At 30.6% G+C, this 21884-nt stretch carries 23 protein-coding genes and 3 tRNA genes; 2 read left to right on the top strand and 24 right to left on the bottom strand.

Annotated features, from left to right (window positions below; translation table 11 throughout):
• Window positions 1-2: 2 nt before the first annotated feature.
• The 22 genes from AC5SLZ_RS02470 to AC5SLZ_RS02365 form a co-directional block, all read right to left on the bottom strand.
• Complete coding sequence (locus AC5SLZ_RS02470; protein ID WP_494616016.1) at window positions 3-545, bottom strand: biotin--[acetyl-CoA-carboxylase] ligase; 543 nt, start codon at window positions 543-545, stop codon at window positions 3-5.
• Entirely contained in the window at window positions 545-1963 is a 1419-nt protein-coding gene (gene nuoN / locus AC5SLZ_RS02465; protein WP_494616014.1) for an NADH-quinone oxidoreductase subunit NuoN, read from the bottom strand. The genes AC5SLZ_RS02470 and nuoN overlap by 1 nt, the downstream gene beginning before the upstream one ends.
• Entirely contained in the window at window positions 1964-3445 is a 1482-nt protein-coding gene (locus AC5SLZ_RS02460) for an NADH-quinone oxidoreductase subunit M (RefSeq protein ID WP_494616013.1), read from the bottom strand. It abuts the gene before it with no gap.
• Window positions 3445-5358: an NADH-quinone oxidoreductase subunit L gene (gene nuoL, locus AC5SLZ_RS02455; protein ID WP_494616012.1), complete on the bottom strand. Its 1914-nt coding sequence runs from the start codon at window positions 5356-5358 to the stop codon at window positions 3445-3447. The genes AC5SLZ_RS02460 and nuoL overlap by 1 nt, the downstream gene beginning before the upstream one ends.
• Window positions 5359-5360: 2 nt before the next feature.
• Window positions 5361-5672, bottom strand: a complete 312-nt coding sequence (gene nuoK / locus AC5SLZ_RS02450; protein WP_028037081.1) for an NADH-quinone oxidoreductase subunit NuoK — start codon at window positions 5670-5672, stop codon at window positions 5361-5363.
• Window positions 5665-6297, bottom strand: coding sequence for an NADH-quinone oxidoreductase subunit J (locus AC5SLZ_RS02445; protein WP_028037082.1), 633 nt, complete (start codon window positions 6295-6297; stop codon window positions 5665-5667). Before AC5SLZ_RS02445 ends, nuoK begins: the two co-directional genes overlap by 8 nt.
• 4 nt (window positions 6298-6301) lie before the next feature.
• Window positions 6302-6787, bottom strand: a complete 486-nt coding sequence (nuoI, locus tag AC5SLZ_RS02440; protein WP_028037083.1) for an NADH-quinone oxidoreductase subunit NuoI — start codon at window positions 6785-6787, stop codon at window positions 6302-6304.
• Between the two features lie 2 nt (window positions 6788-6789).
• Window positions 6790-7788 carry an NADH-quinone oxidoreductase subunit NuoH gene (nuoH, locus tag AC5SLZ_RS02435; RefSeq protein ID WP_028037084.1) on the bottom strand — a complete coding sequence of 333 codons (999 nt, stop codon included), beginning with the start codon at window positions 7786-7788 and terminating at the stop codon, window positions 6790-6792.
• Between the two features lies 1 nt (window position 7789).
• Window positions 7790-9829: an NADH-quinone oxidoreductase subunit NuoG gene (gene nuoG, locus AC5SLZ_RS02430; RefSeq protein ID WP_494616010.1), complete on the bottom strand. Its 2040-nt coding sequence runs from the start codon at window positions 9827-9829 to the stop codon at window positions 7790-7792.
• Window positions 9822-11153 (bottom strand): NADH-quinone oxidoreductase subunit NuoF, encoded by a 1332-nt coding sequence (gene nuoF / locus AC5SLZ_RS02425; RefSeq protein ID WP_028037086.1) that lies wholly within the window; start codon window positions 11151-11153, stop codon window positions 9822-9824. Before nuoF ends, nuoG begins: the two co-directional genes overlap by 8 nt.
• Window positions 11146-11754 carry an NADH-quinone oxidoreductase subunit NuoE gene (nuoE, locus tag AC5SLZ_RS02420; RefSeq protein WP_494616009.1) on the bottom strand — a complete coding sequence of 203 codons (609 nt, stop codon included), beginning with the start codon at window positions 11752-11754 and terminating at the stop codon, window positions 11146-11148. Before nuoE ends, nuoF begins: the two co-directional genes overlap by 8 nt.
• Window positions 11751-12926, bottom strand: a complete 1176-nt coding sequence (locus AC5SLZ_RS02415) for an NADH-quinone oxidoreductase subunit D (RefSeq protein ID WP_494616007.1) — start codon at window positions 12924-12926, stop codon at window positions 11751-11753. Before AC5SLZ_RS02415 ends, nuoE begins: the two co-directional genes overlap by 4 nt.
• Window positions 12910-13515, bottom strand: coding sequence for an NADH-quinone oxidoreductase subunit C (locus tag AC5SLZ_RS02410; RefSeq protein WP_494616006.1), 606 nt, complete (start codon window positions 13513-13515; stop codon window positions 12910-12912). Before AC5SLZ_RS02410 ends, AC5SLZ_RS02415 begins: the two co-directional genes overlap by 17 nt.
• A 2-nt stretch (window positions 13516-13517) precedes the next feature.
• The gene (locus AC5SLZ_RS02405; RefSeq protein ID WP_494616004.1) at window positions 13518-14033 is read right to left on the bottom strand and encodes a NuoB/complex I 20 kDa subunit family protein; all 516 of its coding nucleotides are present in this window, start codon (window positions 14031-14033) and stop codon (window positions 13518-13520) included.
• 12 nt (window positions 14034-14045) lie between these two features.
• Window positions 14046-14414: an NADH-quinone oxidoreductase subunit A gene (locus tag AC5SLZ_RS02400; RefSeq protein ID WP_028037091.1), complete on the bottom strand. Its 369-nt coding sequence runs from the start codon at window positions 14412-14414 to the stop codon at window positions 14046-14048.
• An 87-nt stretch (window positions 14415-14501) separates the two neighbouring features.
• Window positions 14502-14578: transfer RNA gene (locus tag AC5SLZ_RS02395), tRNA-Asp, on the bottom strand.
• Window positions 14579-14591: 13 nt separating this feature from the next.
• A tRNA-Val gene (locus AC5SLZ_RS02390) sits at window positions 14592-14667 on the bottom strand.
• A gap of 51 nt (window positions 14668-14718) precedes the next feature.
• Entirely contained in the window at window positions 14719-17097 is a 2379-nt protein-coding gene (lon, locus tag AC5SLZ_RS02385; protein ID WP_494616003.1) for an endopeptidase La, read from the bottom strand.
• 60 nt (window positions 17098-17157) lie between these two features.
• On the bottom strand, window positions 17158-18426 hold the full coding sequence (gene clpX, locus AC5SLZ_RS02380; RefSeq protein ID WP_028037093.1) for an ATP-dependent Clp protease ATP-binding subunit ClpX: 1269 nt from the start codon (window positions 18424-18426) through the stop codon (window positions 17158-17160).
• Between the two features lie 89 nt (window positions 18427-18515).
• On the bottom strand, window positions 18516-19127 hold the full coding sequence (gene clpP / locus AC5SLZ_RS02375; RefSeq protein ID WP_028037094.1) for an ATP-dependent Clp endopeptidase proteolytic subunit ClpP: 612 nt from the start codon (window positions 19125-19127) through the stop codon (window positions 18516-18518).
• 33 nt (window positions 19128-19160) lie between these two features.
• On the bottom strand, window positions 19161-20573 hold the full coding sequence (tig, locus tag AC5SLZ_RS02370; RefSeq protein WP_028037095.1) for a trigger factor: 1413 nt from the start codon (window positions 20571-20573) through the stop codon (window positions 19161-19163).
• Window positions 20574-20582: 9 nt separating this feature from the next.
• Window positions 20583-20667 (bottom strand) — tRNA-Leu (locus AC5SLZ_RS02365).
• A gap of 101 nt (window positions 20668-20768) precedes the next feature.
• On the opposite strand from AC5SLZ_RS02365, the gene AC5SLZ_RS02360 reads away from it, so the two are divergent.
• Both AC5SLZ_RS02360 and AC5SLZ_RS02355 read left to right on the top strand, forming a co-directional pair.
• Complete coding sequence (locus AC5SLZ_RS02360; RefSeq protein ID WP_028037096.1) at window positions 20769-21020, top strand: DUF1289 domain-containing protein; 252 nt, start codon at window positions 20769-20771, stop codon at window positions 21018-21020.
• Window positions 21013-21183 carry a hypothetical protein gene (locus tag AC5SLZ_RS02355; RefSeq protein ID WP_494616001.1) on the top strand — a complete coding sequence of 57 codons (171 nt, stop codon included), beginning with the start codon at window positions 21013-21015 and terminating at the stop codon, window positions 21181-21183. The genes AC5SLZ_RS02360 and AC5SLZ_RS02355 overlap by 8 nt, the downstream gene beginning before the upstream one ends.
• A 2-nt stretch (window positions 21184-21185) precedes the next feature.
• Here the strand turns inward: AC5SLZ_RS02355 and AC5SLZ_RS02350 are convergent, their stop codons facing one another.
• Window positions 21186-21314, bottom strand: a complete 129-nt coding sequence (locus AC5SLZ_RS02350; RefSeq protein ID WP_494616000.1) for a hypothetical protein — start codon at window positions 21312-21314, stop codon at window positions 21186-21188.
• Window positions 21315-21325: 11 nt separating this feature from the next.
• Window positions 21326-21883 (bottom strand): histidine phosphatase family protein, encoded by a 558-nt coding sequence (locus AC5SLZ_RS02345; protein WP_028037098.1) that lies wholly within the window; start codon window positions 21881-21883, stop codon window positions 21326-21328.
• Between the last annotated feature and the right edge of the window lies 1 nt (window position 21884).

Raw genomic sequence — 21884 nt, 5'->3', positions numbered from 1 at the left:
TTTTAATTATTATTAATTTTATACATTCTTGATAAATTTTTTACAAAATTTACTTTCAATTCATTTTCAAAATTGATCTTATTTATGGGTTTATTAATCAATTCAGTTAAATTGGTTGTTGGATAATTCTTAATTTCAGGGCTTTTAATTAAATTTATTCCTATACCAACTATAAGGAATTTATTTCCAGATACAGAAATTATTTCTTGTAAAATTCCACTAATTTTTTTTTTATTAATTAATAAATCGTTTGGTTTTTTATATACTATCTTTTTTTTATAGTATTTTTCTAAGGTTTTTTTTACTAATAAACAATTAATTTTTGTTAAAGTGTGAAGAGATGCCTTGATGTTTTTTAATTCATAAAAAAAACTTACAAATACATTCCCTTTATAGGAAATCCACTTTTTTCCATATTGACCTTTACCAGCTAATTGTGAGTCAGCAATTATCATACCAAGTTTAATATTAGAGTTTTTGATAATTCTAATTGCAGTATTATTTGTGCTGTTAACTTTTTTAAATTTAAATTTTCTCAATCTCATCAAATAATATTAATTCTTGATACTACCTCAATCAGTTGGCTTGGAAAAATGAAGTATAAGAGAATTAATATTGTTGAAAATGTAAGTGAAAATTTTAACCACAGACTATGGTCTTCATCATATTTTTCTTTTTCTTTGTCAAAGTATATTATCTTAATAATTCTTAAATAATAAAAAGCTGCCACAACAGTTGATAATAAACCTACGATTGCTAAAAAATACATTGATTGTTCAATAACTGCCTTAAAAATATAAAATTTTGCAAAAAATCCAGCTAATGGTGGAATTCCTGCTAAAGAAAATAATATAACTAATAAAGACAAAGATAATAAAGGATGGTTTTTAGATAATCCTGAAAGATCTTCTATATCTTCAAAATACTGATTATTTCTTTTAAGCATTAACAAACAAGAAAATAAAGCCAAGTTCATAACTACATAAATGGATATATAAATAATTGAGCTCTGAATTCCCTCATTAGAACCTGTTGCTAAACCAGCTAAAGTGTATCCTATGTGCCCAATTGAGCTATAAGCTATAAGTCTTTTTATATTAGTTTGTCCTATTGCTGCAATTGCACCAAAAAGCATAGATGCAATTGATAGAAAAATTATAATCATTTGCCATTGATCTATCAAATTTAAAAAAGGGACGTATAAAAATCTAATAAAGATTGTCAGTGCTGCAATTTTAGGTACCATTGTGAAAAATAATGTAACAGATGTTGGTGACCCTTCATAAACATCTGGGGCCCACATATGAAAAGGAACTGCTGAAATTTTAAATGCTAGTCCAACAAGAATAAATACAATTCCAAAGGTTAAAACATATTCATTTGAATTAAGTTGATTAGAAATTATATTAAAATTTGTTGATCCTGAAAATCCATAAATCAATGAACAGCCATACAACAATAAACCAGATGATAAAGCACTTAGAACAAAATATTTTAAACCCGCCTCAGATGATTTTAATTGATCTCTATTAAAAGTTGCTAACACATAAAGAGCTAAAGATTGTAATTCTAGCCCCATGTAGAATACCATCAGATCGTTAGAACTAATCATTACCATCATGCCTAAGACTGAACATAATATTAAAATTGGATATTCAATTTTATAAATTTTAAATGTTTTAAGATAAGCTGAAGAGATAACTAAAACTAAAAAAGCACCTAGCAATGTAATAATTTTCATTAATGACGACATATAATCAATTACAACACTATCATTAAATAATGTTATTCGATCAATGTTGAAGGTTTCATTAAGTGTAATTATCGCTGTAATTAAAAGAACAAATAATGAAATATTAAAAGTAATTTTTGAACTATCATTCTTAAACACACCCAAAACTAATAAGAACATTATTGACAACGAGATAAATATTTCGGGTAATACTAAATTAAGATTTTCCATTTATTTAATAATTATATTTGAATTATACATATTAATTAGGTCTTTAACTGAAACTTCAATTGTATTAATTAATGGGTCAGGATAAAACCCAAAAAATAATGTTGGTACTGCAAGACAAGCTAAAATAAAATATTCTGACTTATTTAAGTCAATCATAGACTTAAGGTTCTCATTGATTAGCTTTCCAAAAACAACTCTTTTGTATAGCCATAACATGTAAGCTGCTCCAAGAATCACACCTAAGCTCGCTAAAACAGCCACTAAAAAATTATCTTTAAATACTCCCATTAATATCAAAAATTCACCAATAAATCCGCTTGTTCCAGGCAAGCCAAGCGCCGCTAAAGTAAATAGCATAAATAAAATTGAGTATTTTGGAATGATTGCAACTATTCCTCCATAAGAACTTATCATTCTTGAATGCATTCTGTCGTAAACCACACCAACACATAAGAATAAAGCTGCAGAAACTAAACCGTGACTAATCATTTGAATTATACTTCCTTCAATACCTTGTTGCTGGATAGTGAATATTCCTAATGTTACGAAACCCATATGCGCTACAGAGGAGTAGGCAATAAGTTTTTTCATATCCTCTTGCATTAATGCGATTAATGATGTGACAATTATTGCTATAACGCTTAAAGCATAAATTAAAGGTGTAAAAATTTCTGATGCAATTGGAAAAAGTCCTAATGAAAATCGTATAAACCCGTAGCCAGCCATTTTAAGTAAAATTGCAGCCAGCAAAACTGATCCAGCAGTTGGAGCTTCGACGTGGGCATCGGGCAACCATGTGTGAACTGGCCACATAGGTGTTTTAACCGCAAATGAGCTAAAAAATGCTAACCATAATAAATTTTGATACTTTGCATCAATGCCAAGTTCATATAGTTTAGTAACATCTGTAGTTCCTGAAATCCAATAAATAGAAATAATTGCAACCAGCATAAGCACGGAGCCCAACAATGTATATAAAAAGAATTTAAATGCTGAATACACTCTTTTAGGGCCACCCCAAATACCAATAATTAAAAACATTGGAATTAGACCAGCCTCAAAAAATAAATAGAAAACTACTAAATCAAGAGCACAAAAAACTCCTATCATGAAACTTTCCATTATTAATATTGCTATTAAAAAATCTCTTAATCTTGTTTTAACTGAATTATTGACCGAAATAATACATAAAGGAGTAATGAATGTTGTTAATAAAATGAACAAAATTGAAATTCCATCTACCCCTACTTTGTAATTAATAAAACCTTCTATCCATGTTCTATCCTCAACAAATTGAAAGACAGATACTGATTGATCAAAGGATATCCATAAATAAATTGAAATTAAAAAATTAACTACTGAAGCAAAAAGCGACACATATTTAGCTGTTGTACTATTTCCATCTTCATTTTTTGTAAAAAATAAAAAAAGTGCTCCAATAGTAGGCAATAAAATTAAAGAAGAAAGAATTGGAAAGTTCATTAATTAACTATTAAAAAGGTTAGTAAAGCTGAAAACCCTAATAACATAACAAAAGCATACTGATATATAAAACCACTTTGAAATTTATTAGCTTTAATTGAACATTTTTTTATAAATGAAGAAATTCCATCGGGTCCAAAACCATCAATCAACTTTCCATCGCCAAATTTCCAAAAAAATAAACCTAATTTTTTTGAAGGATTTATAAAAATAACATCATACAATTCATCAAAATACCATTTGTTAACTAAAAATTTATATAATGGCTTATTCATGTTAGCTATTTTACTTGGTAATTCTTTATTTTTGATAAATAAATAATAAGCAATTGGGATAGAAAGTAATACTAGGCAAGGTGTCAGAAGCAAAAACCATGTAGGCGGATGCTCTGTACTTAGTGGTTCTAAGAATTTGATAGAATCTGCCCAGAATAAATTTTCAACACCATGACCAACAAAAATATCTTTAAATAAAAAGCCAGCAAAAATAGCTCCAACAGATAATATAAATAAAGGTATCAACATCACTAAAGGAGACTCGTGTGTTTCTTCAATTTTTACATCTTTATTATTATATTCACCATGAAATGTTTTGAAGATTAATCTCCACGAATATATTGAAGTTAAAAATGCTGTAAAAATTCCAATTCCCGCAGCATAGTATCCACTTGTATTACCTTTTAAATATGCAAATTCAATAATTGCATCTTTAGAATAAAAACCTGATAGAAAGGGAAAACCTGTTAATGCTAAAGTACCTATGATCATTAAAGCATATGTATAGGGAAGCTTCTTCCATACACCACCCATATTATTGATATCTTGCTCATCTTTGAAAGCGTGAATTACTGAGCCAGATCCTAAAAATAATAAAGCTTTAAAAAATGCGTGTGTAAATAAGTGAAACATTGCAACATTATAAGCACCTACACCTGCTGCAAAAAACATATACCCTAATTGACTACAGGTTGAGTATGCAATAATTTTTTTTATATCAGTTTGAACTAATGCAACTGTTGCTGCAAAAAAAGCAGTTGTCATTCCAACAATTGTAATTAAATTTAATATTAATGGCGAGTATTCATAAATTGGTGAACATCTTACAACTAAAAACACTCCAGCTGTTACCATAGTGGCAGCATGAATTAATGCAGATACAGGTGTTGGGCCTTCCATTGCATCTGGCAGCCATGTGTGTAGTAAAATTTGAGCCGATTTACCCATAGCACCAATAAATAATAACAGGCAAATTAAATCTATAGCTTTAACTTCAAAACCTAGAAATGATAAATTTTTATCTATAATTGATGGGACTTGTTGAAAAACCTCTGAATAATTTACAGTTCCAAATAAATAGAAAATTAGAAAAATTCCTAATGCAAAGCCAAAGTCACCGACCCTGTTTACAACAAATGCCTTAATTGCTGCAGCATTAGCACTTTCTTTTTTAAACCAAAAACCAATTAAAAAATATGAACAAAGACCAACACCTTCCCAACCAAAAAATAATTGAATAAAATTATCCGAGGTAACTAACATAAGCATTGCAAATGTAAATAATGACAAGTATGCCATGAATCTTGGTTTATGAGGATCGTGAGACATATAACCAATAGAATAAATATGAACTAAAGATGAAACTGATGTGACAACCACCAACATAACAGCAGACAATGGATCAATCATCATCGACCAATTAACATCTAGTGACCCTGAATTTATCCAGGTTGCTATAACAATATTTTCTTCATATTGATTTATAATAACCTGGTATAATACAAAAATTGATAAAAACGCAGAAATCGAAACTAGAACACTGGTAATAATTTCAGAGTTTCTATCTCCAATGTATCTTCCAAAAAAACCTGCAATAATTGATGCTGCAAGTGGAAGAAATAAGATTGAAATTTCCATAATTATCCTTTCAATTTATCTATTTCTTCAACACGGATAGTTCCTGAATTTCGGTAATAAACTACAATTATTGCCAATCCGATTGCAGCTTCGGCAGCAGCCACTGTTAAAATAAATAAAGTGAATACCTGTCCAGCAAGATCACCTAAGAAAATTGAAAAAGCTACTAAATTAATATTAACTGCAAGCAATATTAATTCAATACTCATTAAAATTACGATAATATTTTTTCTATTTAAAAATATACCTATAATACCAATTGAGAAAATAACTGCACTTAATGTTAGATAGTGCCCCAAACCAATTTCAGTCATCAATTTTAACTCCTTTATTGGTTTCAACCTCTAAGATTTCAACACCTTCTGATCTTTCTCTTGATATCTGTTTTAGGTAACTTTGTTTTTTAACCCCTTCTCTTTTTCTAAAAGTCAAAACAATAGCACCAATCATTGCTACCAACAAAATCATACCACTTAATTGAAATACATGGATATAATCAGTGTATAAAATCTGCCCTAGAGAATGAGTATTACTAACATTAAAAGAATTTACTGAATTATTTATATCAAATAAATCTGGTTTATATTTCCATCCACCTATAACTATAATTAATTCAAAAAATATAATTGTACTAATAATTAAGCCTACAGGAATATGTCCAGAGCTTTCTTGGGATGCGAACCATTGGTTTTTTTGTTGAGCGACATTTAACATCATTACAACAAACAAAAACAATACTGCAACTGCACCAACATAAACAATTAACATTATCATTCCTAAAAATTCAGCACCTATCATTATAAAAAGACATGAGATGCTAATAAAATCTAAGATTAAAAAAAAAACAGAATGAACAGTATTTTTAGAAACCGTAACCATGATTGCAGAAACTACAGCTATAATTGAAAAAGAATAAAAAAATATTGAATGAGCTATCATTATTTTATCTATATGGGTTATCAGCCTTAATATTTGCTGCTAAAACATTTTCCCATCTATCTCCATTATCTAAAAGCTTATCTTTAGTATAATAAAGTTCTTCTCTAGTCTCAGTAGAAAATTCAAAATTTGGACCTTGAACAATTGCATCTACTGGGCAAGCTTCCTCACACAAACCACAATAAATACATTTCATCATATCGATATCATATCTGGTTGTTTTTCTACTGCCATCTTCTCTTGCAGCTGATTCAATTGTGATTGCTTGAGCAGGACATACAGCCTCACACAATTTACAAGCAATACATCTTTCTTCTCCATTTGGATATCTTCTTAACGCATGCTCTCCTCTAAAACGTGGACTTATTTTACCTTTTTCAAATGGATAATTAATTGTTTTCTTTGATTTAAATAGTTCTTTAATGGCAATAAACAAACCTCCGGCAAAGTCAGTCATAAATATTGTTTTAAAAAATCTTGATATCTTCATGATTAGTTTGTTGGTAAAAGGTTAAAATAAAATAAGTAGCTAGCAGTTAGCACTACCCAAGTTAAAGATAAAGGTAAAAAGACTTTCCAGCCAAGTCTCATTAGCTGATCATATCTATATCGTGGAACGATAGCTTTAACTAAGGCAAATAAGATAAATAAAAATAGTATTTTTAGTATAAGCCAAATTGCACCAGGCACTAATGTAAGTGGATAAATATCTATTGGTGACAGCCATCCACCTAGAAACAAAATGGCTCCCATCGCACACATTAATAGAATATTTGCATATTCACCAAGCCAAAACATTGCATACATCATTCCTGAGTATTCTGTTTGATAACCTGCAACTAACTCAGCTTCTGCTTCAGGTAAATCAAATGGAGGTCTGTTAGTTTCTGCTAGTGCTGAAATAAAGAAAATTACAAACATTGGGAATAATGGAATAACAAACCAAAGGTTTTGTTGAGCCTCAACTATATCGTTTAGATTTAATGAACCCACACAGAGTAAAACATTAATAATTATAACTCCTATAGAAACCTCATAAGAGACCATTTGAGCTGCAGATCTTATGGCTCCAAGAAATGGGTATTTTGAGTTTGATGCCCAACCACCCATAATAATTCCATAAACACCCAAAGAAGAGACGGCAAATAAATATAAGATACCAACATTTATATCAGCCAAAACTTGTGTTGCACTAAATGGTATTACTGCCCAAGCAATTAAAGCTAAAGTCATAGTAACAATTGGCGCTAAGATAAAAATTACTTTGTTTGAGCTAGAGGGAATAATAATTTCTTTAAAAATATATTTTAAAGCATCAGCAAGTGATTGAAGTAAACCAAATGGTCCGACTACATTAGGTCCTTGTCGTTTTTGTACAAATGCCCAAACTCTTCTATCAAGCCAAACTACCAATGCAACAGACACAAGAACTGGAACTAATAAAAATAATATTTTATAAACTTCTTGAAAAAAAATATTTAAATATTCCACGTTAACCCTCTGTTCCTGTAGACTTTAAACTTATCTTTGAATTATTACATTCAATCATGGTTTTTGAAGATCTAGCTATAGCGTTAGAAAAATAATAATCTTTAACAATGACTTTTAAAGTTTCTTCTTTAAATTCATTTTCATCTATTTTGACATTTATATCATCTTCTTTTAATTGTTTTTCTTTTTGTAAGTTAAGATGATTATGCATACTACTTTCTAATTCTTCTTTATCATTAAATAATTTTCTATTATTCATAAGTTCAGCAAGTTCATTAATTATCTGCCAATCTTCTTTTGCATCACCTGGAGGATACGAGGCTTTATAAGCCTTTTGAAGCCTACCCTCTAAATTGGTAAAATAACCATCTTGTTCTGTATAGGCGGATCCTGGTAAAATGATGTCAGCTATTTCAGCACCATTGTCTCCATGGCTTCCTTGATAAATAATAAATTCATCTTTCTTATCAAAGTTCAAGTTGTCTCGTCCTACTAGATATACAATATCAAATTTGTGATTTTGTAAATTTTCCAATAAGTTAATATTTTCATTTATTATACCAAGATCAAAATTACCTACTGTTGAAGCATCACAAGATAAAACATTAAATGGATTCCATTCTTCACTAATTTTCTTATTTTCTGTAAGGAATTTTTTAATTTTATTGAATAAATATCTTGATTTTCCTAAATTTAATAATGATTCACCTACAATTATCATAGGTTTATTTGCTGCTAAAATTGCTTTTGAAATATCGTGACTTCCATCAAAAATTTCTTTTAAAGTCTGAGTCTGTCCATCTAAAGATAGATAAGGATAAGTTAAATCTCCTAAATCATTTAGTGATATAATTTTAGTATTATTGTTTAAGTAAGATTTTCTTATTCTTGCATTTAAGATTGTTGCTTCGTATCTTGGGTTGGTTCCAATTAAAAAAATTAAATCAGAATCTTCAATTCCATTTATTGTAGAATTAAACAAATAGTTTTCTCTTTTACTGATATCTGAAAATCGATTATCAGATCTAGACTCATAATTTTGTGTATCAATAGTACGATCAAAAAACTCTTTAAAAATATAACCAGTTTCCATATTTGTTAGATCTCCAACAAACCCACAAACTTTTTCTTTAGAAGTGTTTTCAAATTTTGATTTTATTATTTTGTAGACTTCTTCCCACGAAGCTTTTTCAAACTTACCGTTATATTTAATAAAAGGTGTATCCAATCTTTGACTTGATAAGCCATCACAAGCATATCTTGTTTTATCAGAAATCCATTCTTCATTTATATCTTCGTTAATAATTGGTAATATTCTTTTTACTTCCCAGTCATAAGTATCAACTCTTATATTAGAGCCAATAGCGTCCATAACATCTATAGACTCTGTCTTCTTAAGTTCCCAAGGTCTTGCTTCAAATACATAAGGTTTTGATGTTAGGGCTCCTACCGGGCATAAATCCACAACATTAGCTGATAATTCTGATTGCATTGATTGTTCAAGGTAAGTAGTTATTTGCATATCTTCACCTCGTCCAATTGCACCAAGCTCTGGAACACCTGCCACCTCAGTAGCAAATCTTACACAACGAGTACAATGTATACATCTTGTCATTTGAGTTTTAATTAAAGGACCCATATTTTTTTCTGGAACTGATCGTTTGTTCTCTTTAAATCTTGACTTATCGACTCCATAAAACATGGATTGATCTTGAAGGTCACATTCTCCACCTTGATCACAAACTGGGCAATCTAAAGGATGATTAGCCAGCAAAAACTCCATTACACCTTTTCTTGCTTTTTCAACAAAAGCTGTATTTGTCTTAATATTCATTCCATCTGCTGCAGGCATAGCACATGAAGCAACTGGCTTAGGGGATTTTTCCATTTCAACTAAACACATTCGACAATTACCTGCTATTGAAAGTTTTTCATGATAACAAAACCTTGGAATTTCCACTCCAGCTTTTTCGCATGCTTGAAGAACAGTTAAACCTTCTTCAACTTCTATATCAATATTGTTTACTTTTAATTTAGGCATTTTTTTTATCTAGCAAGTGTTGGTCTACCAAGTAAGGAATTGTATTTTTTTTCTCCACTATTAGTTCTAAATTGTTTCTTTCTTTTATTTCTTTTTTAAAATGTCTTAAAAGACCCTGTACAGGCCATGAAGAGCCTTCTCCAAATGCACATATTGTATGACCTGCAATTTGATTTGTTACATCACCTAACATATCAATTTCATCTTTTGTTGCCTCACCTTTTGCCATACGCTCTAACATTCTCCACATCCACCCAGATCCTTCCCTGCAAGGTGTGCATTGGCCACAACTTTCGTGCTTATAAAATCTAGCAATTCTGGCCATGCATTTAATGATATCTTGATCCTTATTTATCACAACTATACCGGCAGTACCTAGTCCACTTTTTTCAGCCATTAAAGAATCGAAGTCCATGGTTAATGTCTCGCATTTTTCTTTAGGAATAAGTGGCATTGAAGATCCCCCAGGTATTACTGCCTGTAAGTTATCCCAACCACCAATAACTCCTCCCGCATGATTTTCAATTAATTCTTTTAAAGGAATATTCATTTCTTCCTCAACGTTGCATGGGTTATTCACATTTCCTGAAATACAAAAAATTTTAGTACCTGTATTTTTTTCTCTTCCAAGTGAAGCAAACCACTCTCCACCACGTCTTAAAATAGTTGGTACTACTGCTATTGTTTCAACATTGTTAATAATTGTTGGGCATCCATAAAGGCCAATTAAGGCTGGGAAAGGTGGTTTTAATCTTGGTTGACCCTTTTTTCCCTCAATACTTTCAAGTAAAGCTGTTTCTTCTCCACAAATATATGCTCCAGCACCATAATGAATATAAATATCTAAATCCCACCCTGTGCCGGCAGCATTTTTACCAATTAATTTTTTTTCATAAGCCTCATCTATTGCAGCTTGAAGTTTTTGACCATCAACAAAATATTCTCCTCTGATATAAATGTAACAAACATGAGCTTGAACAGCATATGAAGCAATGAGACAACCTTCTATCAATTTATGTGGTTCAAACCTTAAGATATCTCTATCTTTACACGTGCCAGGCTCTGACTCATCTCCGTTAATTACTAGATAATGAGGTCTTGACCCAACTTCTTTGGGTGCAAAAGACCATTTCAAACCTGTTGGAAATCCAGCACCACCTCTTCCTCTTAATTGAGAGGTTTTCATCTCATTAATTATCCAATCTCTTCCTTTATCTGTTAATTCTTTAGTATTAACCCAATCTCCTCTTTTTTGAGATGAGGAAACATCTGAACCTAAATCGTTGTACAAGTTTTGAAAAATTCTATCTTTATCCTTAAGCATTTTTTAAATCCATCAGTGTTTTTCTATTATTTTCAGGTTCATTATTCACTCGACCTCTGTAAGAACCTGGTTTTGGCGTTTCACCACTTAAAATTTTGTCTAAAATTTTTAAAGTTTTTTCTTTATCAAGGTCCTCGTAATAATCATCATTAATTTGCATCATTGGAGCATTTACACAGGCTCCTAGACATTCTACTTCCATCCAAGAACAACTCTTGTCATTTGATAACTCTGACTCTTGTTCAGAAATTTTTTCTTTACACGCTTTAACAAGTTCATTAGCTCCTCTAATCATGCATGGGGTAGTAGTACAAACTTGTACAAAAAATTTTCCAACAGGAGATAAATTATACATCGTATAAAAAGTAGCAACCTCATAAACTTTGATGTATGGCATCTCTAAAAATTTAGCTATATGTTTCATTGCAGCTAGTGGTATCCAATTATTGTTTTGTTTTTGGGCAATATAAAGTAAAGCCATAACTGCACTCTGTTGTTTACCTTTTGGGTATTTTGAAACTATAGTATTTGCTGCTTCAAGAGATGAAGAATTGAACTCGAATGTCTCTGGCTGTACTTTTGCAGGTCGTCTTAAACTCATCTATCAACCTCCCCAAATACAATATCCAAAGAACCTAGTACAGCTGGAACATCAGCCAACATATGACCTTTAATTAAATAATCCATTGATTGAAGATGTGAAAAACCTGGTGCCCTAATTTTACATTTATAAGGTTTGCTTGATCCATCAGAAATTAAATAAACACCAAATTCACCTTTGGGAGCTTCAACAGCTGTATAAATCTCGTCTTTAGGTACCCTATATCCCTCTGTAAAAAGTTTAAAATGATGAATTAAAGCCTCCATAGATTGTTTAATATCTTTTTTTGATGGAGGGCTTATTTTTCCATCTAATGATTTAATTGGCCCTTTTTCCATTTTTACTAAACATTGTTTTATAATAGAAACACTTTCTTTCATTTCTTCAATTCTACATAAATAACGATCGTAACAATCGCCATTTTTTCCAACAGGTATTTTAAAATCTAACTGATCGTAACAATCATATGGTTGTGACTTTCGTAAATCCCAAGGTATTCCAGATCCTCTTACCATAACTCCTGAAAAAGAATAATCTAGCGCATCTTCTTTAGTTACAATTCCAATATCAACATTTCTTTGTTTAAAAATTCTATTATCAGTTAATAAGCTTTCTAGATCATCAATAATTTTTGGGAAAGTTTGACAAAATTTAGAGATATCCCCTTCTAATCCATGAGGTAGATCTTGATGAACACCACCGGCTCTGAAATAATTTGCATGTAATCTTGATCCTGATGCTCTTTCATAAAAAGTCATCAACGTTTCTCTTTCCTCAAACCCCCATAAAGACGGTGTAAGCGCACCAACATCTAGTGCTTGTGTAGTAACGTTTAAAATATGACTCAAGATTCTACCTATCTCGCAAAACATTACCCTTATATATTGGGCTCTAATTGGCACATCTATTTCTAATATTTTTTCAATAGCTAAAGCAAATGCATGCTCCTGATTCATAGGCGCAACATAATCTAATCGATCAAAATAAGGTACAGCTTGCATATAAGTTTTGTTTTCAATTAACTTTTCAGTTCCTCTGTGCAATAAACCTATATGTGGATCAGCTTTTTCAACAACTTCTCCATCTAATTCTAAAATTAATCTTAAAACACCATGAGCAGCTGGATGTTGAGGTCCAAAATTTAAATTTAAATTTTTAATTTTTTTTGTCATTATTTTCTATTTCTTCTTTAATATATTTTGTTCCTTCCCAGGGACTTTCGTAATCAAAGTTTCTATAATTTTGCTCTAATTTCACTGGTTCACTAATAACTTTTTTTTGATCTTCGCTATATCTAACCTCAGAGTGACCTGTAAGAGGAAAATCTTTTCTTAAAGGATGACCTTCAAATCCATAGTCTGTTAAGATTCTTCTAAGGTCTGGGTGGTCTTTAAATGATACCCCGTACATATCAAAAACCTCTCTTTCCATCCAATTTGCAGCTGGAAAGATACTTGTTAATGATGGAATAACTTCGTTTTCATTTATTGAATATGTCAAAATAATTCTTTGATTAAATTCATGGCTTAAAAATAAATAAACCATCTTAAATCTTTTAGTATTTTCTGGATAATCAACAACAGTTACATCAATTAGTTGTCTAAATTTAGTTTCTTGATTTGTTTTTAAGAAAAGAGTTACATCAATTATATCCTCTTTGTCTATTTCAATGTATAGCTGATTGTGTTTTATTTCAGTACTATTGATTTTAGTTGTCAATTCTGAATTTATTTTTTTTTCTAAATCTTCCAAATTATTCATATCTACCTAATAAAGGAACCTTTGTTTCTAATTTTTTTTTGTAATTGTAATATTCCATACAATAAAGCTTCTGCTGAAGGTGGACATCCGGGAACATAAACGTCCACTGGTACAATTCGATCACATCCTCTAACTACTGAATATGAATAATGATAGTAACCTCCTCCATTTGCACAACTACCCATAGAAATTACATATCTTGGTTCGGGCATTTGATCGTAAACTTTTCTCAATGCAGGTGCCATTTTATTTGTAAGAGTTCCAGCAACGATCATGACATCAGATTGTCTTGGTGATCCTCTTGGTGCAGCCCCAAATCTCTCTAAATCATATCTTGGCATAGCAGTTTGCATCATCTCAACAGCACAACATGCAAGACCAAAAGTCATCCAATGTAACGAACCTGATCTAGACCAATTTATTAAGTTATCTAATGAAGTTGTGATAAAACCGTTTTCACTAAAATCTTTAGCAAGCTGTTTGAATTCATTGGGTATTTGATCTATTTTATTATTCATTGTGGTAAATGTTTATTCCCAATCTAGTGCACCTTTTTTCCATTCATATATAAAACCAATAGTTAATATGAATAAAAAAATCATCATTGAGGTAAATCCTAGTAAACCAATATTTCCAAGAGAAATTGCCCAAGGAAATAAAAATGCAATTTCCAAATCAAAAATGATAAATAAAATAGCTACCAAATAAAACCTAACATCAAATTCCATTCTCGAGTCTTCAAATGGTTCAAACCCACACTCATAAGCAGACAGTTTTTCTGGATCTGGTTTTTTTGGTGAGAGTATAAAATTTACAACTACGAAAGCACAGCTAAGCCCTAGGGCAATGATTAAAAATATAATAATTGGTAAGTAATCTTTTAAAAATTCAGATAACATGGAAGTCTATATACCAGTTTTTATCCTTTGTTGAAGAGCTGATACGTCACATTTTAATTGATATTAACAGAAAAATTCATGAAAAAGTGGCGGGAGTGAAGGGACTCGAACCCTCGACCTATCGCGTGACAGGCGATCGCTCTAACCAACTGAGCTACACCCCCACTTTAGTTATTTTGGTGGGTAGTAAAGGACTCGAACCTTTGACCCCCTCGGTGTAAACGAGATGCTCTACCAACTGAGCTAACCACCCACAAAATAAGGCTACTTATTACATCAACAGTTTAATAAAGTAAATTAATTATTATTGAATACTAGCTTGAGATTTATCGTCTTTTTTAGATATATCGACTTCAACCCACTCAGTTCTTTTAAGTTCTTTTGTTAAAGCTACTTTTAAAACTTGATCAGCATATTCAACTGGTGTTATTTTAATGTCATCAATAATTTTCTTTGGCATATCAACTAAATCTTTTTCATTTTCTTTTGGAATCAATACTTCTTTAATGCCCGCTCTGTGAGCTGCTAAAAGTTTTTCTTTTAAACCTCCAATTGGTAACACTTGTCCAGTTAAAGTAACTTCACCTGTCATTGCAACATCTCTTCTAACTGGAATTCCAGTTATTGATGAAACTATAGAAGTTACCATTCCAATTCCTGCTGATGGACCATCTTTAGGAGTAGCACCTTCTGGTACGTGAATATGAAAATCTTTCTTTTCAAACAATGGAGGGATAATTCCATATTCTAAACATTTTGATCTTACAAAAGATTTCGCAGCTTTAACTGACTCTTGCATTACATCTCCAAGTTTTCCAGTGATTTGCATTCTGCCCTTACCTGGCATTGTTACTGTTTCAATTTTTAAAATTTCTCCACCATATTCTGTCCATGCCAGCCCAGTTACAATCCCTACTCTATTTTCTGACTCTAATTCACCAAATTTAAATTTAGCTATACCAAGAAAATCAGATAAATTTTTATTATTTATGTTTACTTCCTTCTCTTCACCAGCAACTATTTTTTTAACAACTTTTCTTGCAAGCTTTGAAATTTCTCTTTCTAAGTTTCTAACTCCAGACTCCTTCGTGTAACCTCTAATAACTTCCTTAATAATATCGTTCTCTAATTTCATCTCTTTATCTTTCACACCATTATCTTTAATTTGTTTAGGTAAAAGATATTTGTTTGCGATACTAATTTTTTCATCCTCTGTGTAACCAGCTAATCTAATTACTTCCATTCTATCTAAAAGTGGTGGAAGAATATTTAATGTATTTGCAGTTGTCACAAACATTACATCTGATAAATCATAATCAACTTCTAAATAGTGATCGTTAAATGTAGTATTTTGTTCAGGATCCAAGGCTTCTAATAAAGCAGATGATGGATCTCCTCGATAATCATTTCCAATTTTGTCTATTTCATCTAATAAAATTAATGGATTTTTAGTTCCAGCTTTTTTCATCATTTGAATAATTTTTCCAGGTAAAGATCCGATATATGTTCTTCTATGACCTCTAATCTCAGCTTCATCTCTCATGCCACCAACTGACATTCTTACAAACTCTCTGTTAGTTGCTTTTGCAATGGATTTTCCTAATGAAGTTTTACCCACTCCTGGAGGTCCAACTAAACATAAAATTGGTCCTTTTATTTTTTCCATTCTTTTTTGAACAGCAAGAAATTCTATTATTCTTTCTTTAACTTTTTCTAGCCCAAAATGATCTTTATCTAAAAGATTTAAAGCTTTTGTTAAATCAATATCAACTTCACTTTTCTTGTGCCAAGGTAGTTCAGTCATCCAATCTAAATAATTTCTAACAACTGTAGCCTCTGCTGACATCGGGCTCATGTTTTTTAATTTTTTTAACTCCTGAAGACATTTCTTTTCAACATCTTTAGGCATTTTAGCTTTGGTAATGGCTTTATTAAGACTAGTTGTTTCATCTTTACCGTCTTCAATTTCACCTAATTCTTTTTGAATAGCTTTTAATTGTTCGTTTAAATAGTACTCTCTTTGAGTTTTCTCCATCTGAGTTTTAACTCTGCCTCTAATTCTCTTTTCAACTCCTATGATACTTGTTTCATTTTCCATTATCTTAATAATGGCATTTAATCTTTTTTTGACATCAACTGTTTCAAAAATTTGTTGTTTCTCTGAAATAGTTGCATTGATATGAGATGCTATATTGTCTGCAATTTGAGAAGGATCCTTAAGCTGTTTAATTGTGTTAATAGTTTCACTTGAAACTTTTTTATTAATAGAGGTTAATTTTTCTAGTCGTCTTAAAGCAGTAGCTGCAAGTGGGTATAAATCCTCACCTTTAGTAACAACGTCATTATAATGAGCATACTCGCATGTTATAAATTTATCATTATCTTTGAAATCTAATATTTTCACTCTTTTAATGCCTTCAACTAAAACTTTAACAGTTCCATCAGGTAGTTTTAAAAGCTGAAGAATACTTCCTTCACATCCGTACATAAAAATGTCTGTTTTTTTTGGATCATCAATTTCTGAGTTTTTTTGTGTTACCAATATTATCTTTTTATCCTTCTTCATTACCTCGTTTAATGCTGAAATAGACTTATCTCTTCCAACAAATAGAGGAATAACCATACTTGGAAACACAACTATGTCTCTTAACGGTAATAATGGTGAAGTGATTTTAACGTCCATGGCTATAATATGGATATTATATTTTATATTGCAATAGGTTTTTGTTAGTTATTAAGGATATTAAGCCGCTGATGGCTTGTTAGACTTTGATTTAACATCACCTTTAGTGTGAACCAATATTGGCTGAGATTGACCTTTAGCAGCACCTGCGTCAACTATAACTTCTTCTATGTTTTCTTGGCTAGGCAAGTCGTACATAGTTTTAAGCAAAATATTTTCTAATATTGATCTTAAACCTCTTGCGCCTGTTTTTTTCTTGATTGCCTTTTGAGCAATTTCTTTAAGTGCATTTTCTTTAAAAGTTAATTTTGCTCCATCAAGTTTAAACAATTCTTGATATTGTTTTGTTAGTGAGTTTTTTGGTTCTTGTAAAATTTTAATTAACGATTTTTCATCTAAATCTTCAAGTGTTGCAATCATAGGAAGTCTTCCTATAAATTCTGGAATTAAACCAAATTTTAATAAGTCTTCTGGTTCAAGTGTTTTCATCCATTCACCAGTTTTTTTGTCTTGTGTATTTTTGACATCAGCACCAAATCCAATTGATGTACCTTTATCTCTTTGAGAAATGATTTTATCAAGACCAGCAAAAGCACCTCCACAAATGAATAGAATATTTGTTGTGTCTACTTGTAAAAATTCTTGTTGTGGATGTTTTCTTCCTCCTTGGGGTGGAACACTTGCAACTGTTCCTTCCATAATTTTTAATAAAGCTTGCTGAACCCCTTCTCCAGAAACATCTCTTGTAATTGAAGGGTTTTCTGATTTTCTGCTGATTTTGTCCACTTCATCAATGTAGACAATTCCTCTTTGTGCTTTCTCAACATTGTAATCAGAGGCTTGTAATAGTTTCAAAATTATATTTTCAACATCTTCACCTACATAACCAGCTTCTGTTAATGTCGTTGCATCAGCCATTGTAAAAGGAACATCTAAAATTCTAGCAAGTGTTTGAGCTAACAATGTTTTACCACAACCTGTAGGACCTACTAATAATATGTTTGATTTCGCAAGTTCAACATTTTTACTAGTTTTGCTCTCATAATTTAATCTTTTATAATGATTGTGAACAGCAACAGATAAAACTTTTTTTGCATGTGGCTGACCAATTACATAATCATCTAGTACTGCACAAATTTCTTTTGGGGATGGAAGACCATCTTGGTGTTTAACAAAAGTATCTTTACTCTCCTCTTTGATAATATCCATACATAATTCAACACACTCATCACAAATAAATACAGTGGGACCAGCTATAAGTTTTCTTACTTCATGTTGACTTTTTCCACAAAAAGAACAGTAGAGAATATTTTTATTATTAGTTGTCATAATTTTTTTAACGAATCAATTAGATTACTTTATTATAGAAGACTCATACTAATCAAGTTAGGATTGTACCATATCCAATATATGGTGGTTTAAGATCTTTTTTCTACTACTTCGTCTATTAGTCCGAAATTTTTAGCAACTTCAGCAGTCATAAAATTATCTCTCTCAAGAGCAGCCTTAACCTCATCTACAGATTTACCTGTATGTTTTGAATAAATTTCATTCAATCTTTTCTTTAATGATGAGACTTCGTTTGCATGGATTTCAATATCAGTCACTTGGCCTTGAAAACCAGCTGATGGCTGATGAACCATAACTCTTGAATTTGGAAGCGAAAATCTTTTACCCTTAGTTCCTGCTGCAAGCAAAAAAGAACCCATTGAAGCTGCTTGACCAATACATAAAGTTGAAATGTCTGGTTTAACATATTGCATAGTATCATAAATACCAAGACCAGCAGTAACCAGCCCTCCTGGACTGTTAATATATAAGTAGATTTCTTTTTTAGGATCTTCTGCCTCTAAAAATAATAATTGAGCAGTAACTAATGATGCAACATTGTCATTAATTTGACCAGTCAAAAAAATAATTCTTTCTTTTAGTAGTCTTGAATAAATATCGTAAGCTCTTTCACCTTTGTTGGATTGTTCAACAACCATTGGAACTAAAGTGTTCATATATTCGGGTATATTTGTAGTCATAAGTAGATTCGTCTTAACTTATACAACTTGGGATTACTTTTTGCTAACTTTTTTTACTGCAGGCTTTGATTTTGATGCTTTTGAAGGTGATTTTTTTTCTTTAGAAGGTTTGGCTTCAGCTTTTGATTCTTCATTATGATCGTGATTATGATCATGTTTGTGCGCTTCTTTTAGAATTTTTTCCGCTTCATCTTTGGTAATTTCTTTTTTGTTTGGTTTAGCTTTTTCTTTAATTAAATTTAAAATCTTTTCTTCATAGACTGTTCCTCTTAAGCTAGCGACAGCTGAAGGGTTTTTTTGATAAAAATCCATTACCATCTTTTCTTGTCCAGGCATCATTCTTAGTTGCTTTTGTACTTCAGCTTGAATTTCTTGTTCAGATACTTGAATTTTATTTTGTTCACCAAATTCATTTAATATTAACCCTGTTTTAATTCTAGTTTTTGCAGTTTCAGTAAATTTAGTTTTATTTTTTTTAGCTTCTGTTTCATCCATGCCTTGTGAAAGAATCTTAATCTCTTCTTCAATTAAATTTTCAGGAATTTCGTCTACTTTAATTTTTTCAATTTCTTTTAATATTTGGTTTTTAGATAGTTGGTCTAATGAATTTTTATACTCATCATTTATTTGTTTCGATATTAACGTTTTAAGATCTTTTAAGTCTTTAGCCCCTAAATTTTTTGCAAAGTTATCATCAATTTTTACTTCTTCAGGATTTTTTACATTTAGGATTTTGCAATTAAATTTAGCTGCTTTGTTTGCTAATTCTTTTTCAGGAAAGTTTTCTGGTAAAACTGCATCTACCATTTTTTCATCATCTTTTTTGACACCTATTAATTGTTTATCAAAGCCTTTTAAAAATAAATCTTTACCAAGTGTTAATTGTGTATTTTTACCTTCACTGCCTTTAAATTCTTTGCCATCTACTGTAGCTTGATAATCTAATGTAACTAAATCACCCTCTTTTGCTTTCGTCTCTGCACTTACTTCTTTAAAACTAGGCTGATTTTTTGCAATTTCTTTAATTCTTATGTCTGTTTCGCTATCATCTATTTTAACTGAATATTGATCATATTTAATACCTTCGATAGATTTAACTTCGACTTTTGGTAATTCTGTAACTGATAAAACATATTCTAATTCTTTATCTTCGCCATATGTTTTTAAATCTAGTTTTGGTTGACCTGCAGGTTTAATTTTATTTTCTTCAAGTGCCTTGGCTGATGTATCTTTTAAAACTTTATCTAAAACTTCACCAAATACTGCTTTACCAAATTGTCTTTTTAAAACTTCTTTTGGAACCTTACCTGGACGAAAACCCTTAAGATTTACAGTACCTTTTATCTCTTCATATTTTTCATCCATATAAGAGTTCATTGTCTCTTTATCGATTAAAACTTTAAGATCTTTATTTAGGCCTTTTTTATTTTCTATTGTAACTTTCATAATTTTTAATGGTAGGGCGAAAAGGACTCGAACCTTCACATCCGAAAATATTGGTTCCTAAGACCAACGCGTCTACCAATTCCGCCATCGCCCCACAAATTACGTGGTTTTATATATTATTGAAACTATTTGTCCAATGACAATTAAGTAAAAAATAACTATTTATCTACTGTAATTTATATTAATTTTAAAAATATGATAATTTCACCTTGTATTAGTATCTGTAAAACTGATCCTTCAACAGGATATTGTTATGGCTGTGGAAGAAACAATGAGGAAAAAAAGGCTTGGAAACTTGATGATACTACTGATGAGTGGAAAACAAATAATTTAAAAAATTTAAAAAAAAGACTAAGTGGTTGGCAATTAGATAGTTTCAATGAGTCTTATGAATATAAAATTAATAATGGAATGTCTCTTTTTAAAAAAAGTTTAAAAAATGAGTAAATCAACAATTGTAATTATAATTTATATAGCAGGACTAATATTTGGTGCATTAGTTCTGGATATATGGAGTGCGAACACAAGTCCTAAAGCTTTAATAGGAATTGGTTGGACGGCTTTACTATTGATAGGATTATTTTTAACAGAAAAAAAAGATAATAGGTAAACCTAATCTTTCTTTTTATTTATTTTTGGTAAGATTTTCTTTTTTAAATTAAATCTGCTGTTGGTAATATTACTTCTGTGTTTTGCATAGGATTGTTTTTGTGCTTGCTTCATAGCTTTTTTTGAGGACATAATAATTCATTTTAATATTCTATTTCAATTGTATCAATAACTTTAAGATCTTTATTAGAGATAATTATTTCACCTGATGAGGGTGCATAACCTAAGATTTCATAAATGACGACATAATGGGTTACAAATATTAAGTTATTTTTACCATCCCAATTTCTAATAAATCTTTTAAATTTTTTTATCTGAGAATCTTTATTTTGAGCAAACTTTGAACTGAAAAATGAATTTAAAAAAAATTTTGTTTCAAATTTATTAAAAGCAATTAATGCTGTTTCTTTGCATCTGCACCACTCACTAGAATAAACTTTATCAAAAGAAATTTTATTGCTTTTAAATAAAGAACCTATTTTATAAGCCTGTTTTCTACCTGAATCACTTAAATTGCGCTGAGTATTACATTTACTAATATCAAAATTTACAGGATCTCCTCCTCCAGGAGCATGAGCATGCCTTATAAAAATTAACTTTCCTCCTTGATTAAATTCATCAATTAAATTCTGATTTAAATCTGCTTTAACTGGAGAATTAATAGTTATAAATATTATTAATAAAAACTTTATAAATTTCATT

The sequence above is a fragment of the Candidatus Pelagibacter sp. PS_06 genome (assembly GCF_059418045.1).
This window is presented reverse-complemented; position numbering and strand designations above follow the sequence as displayed.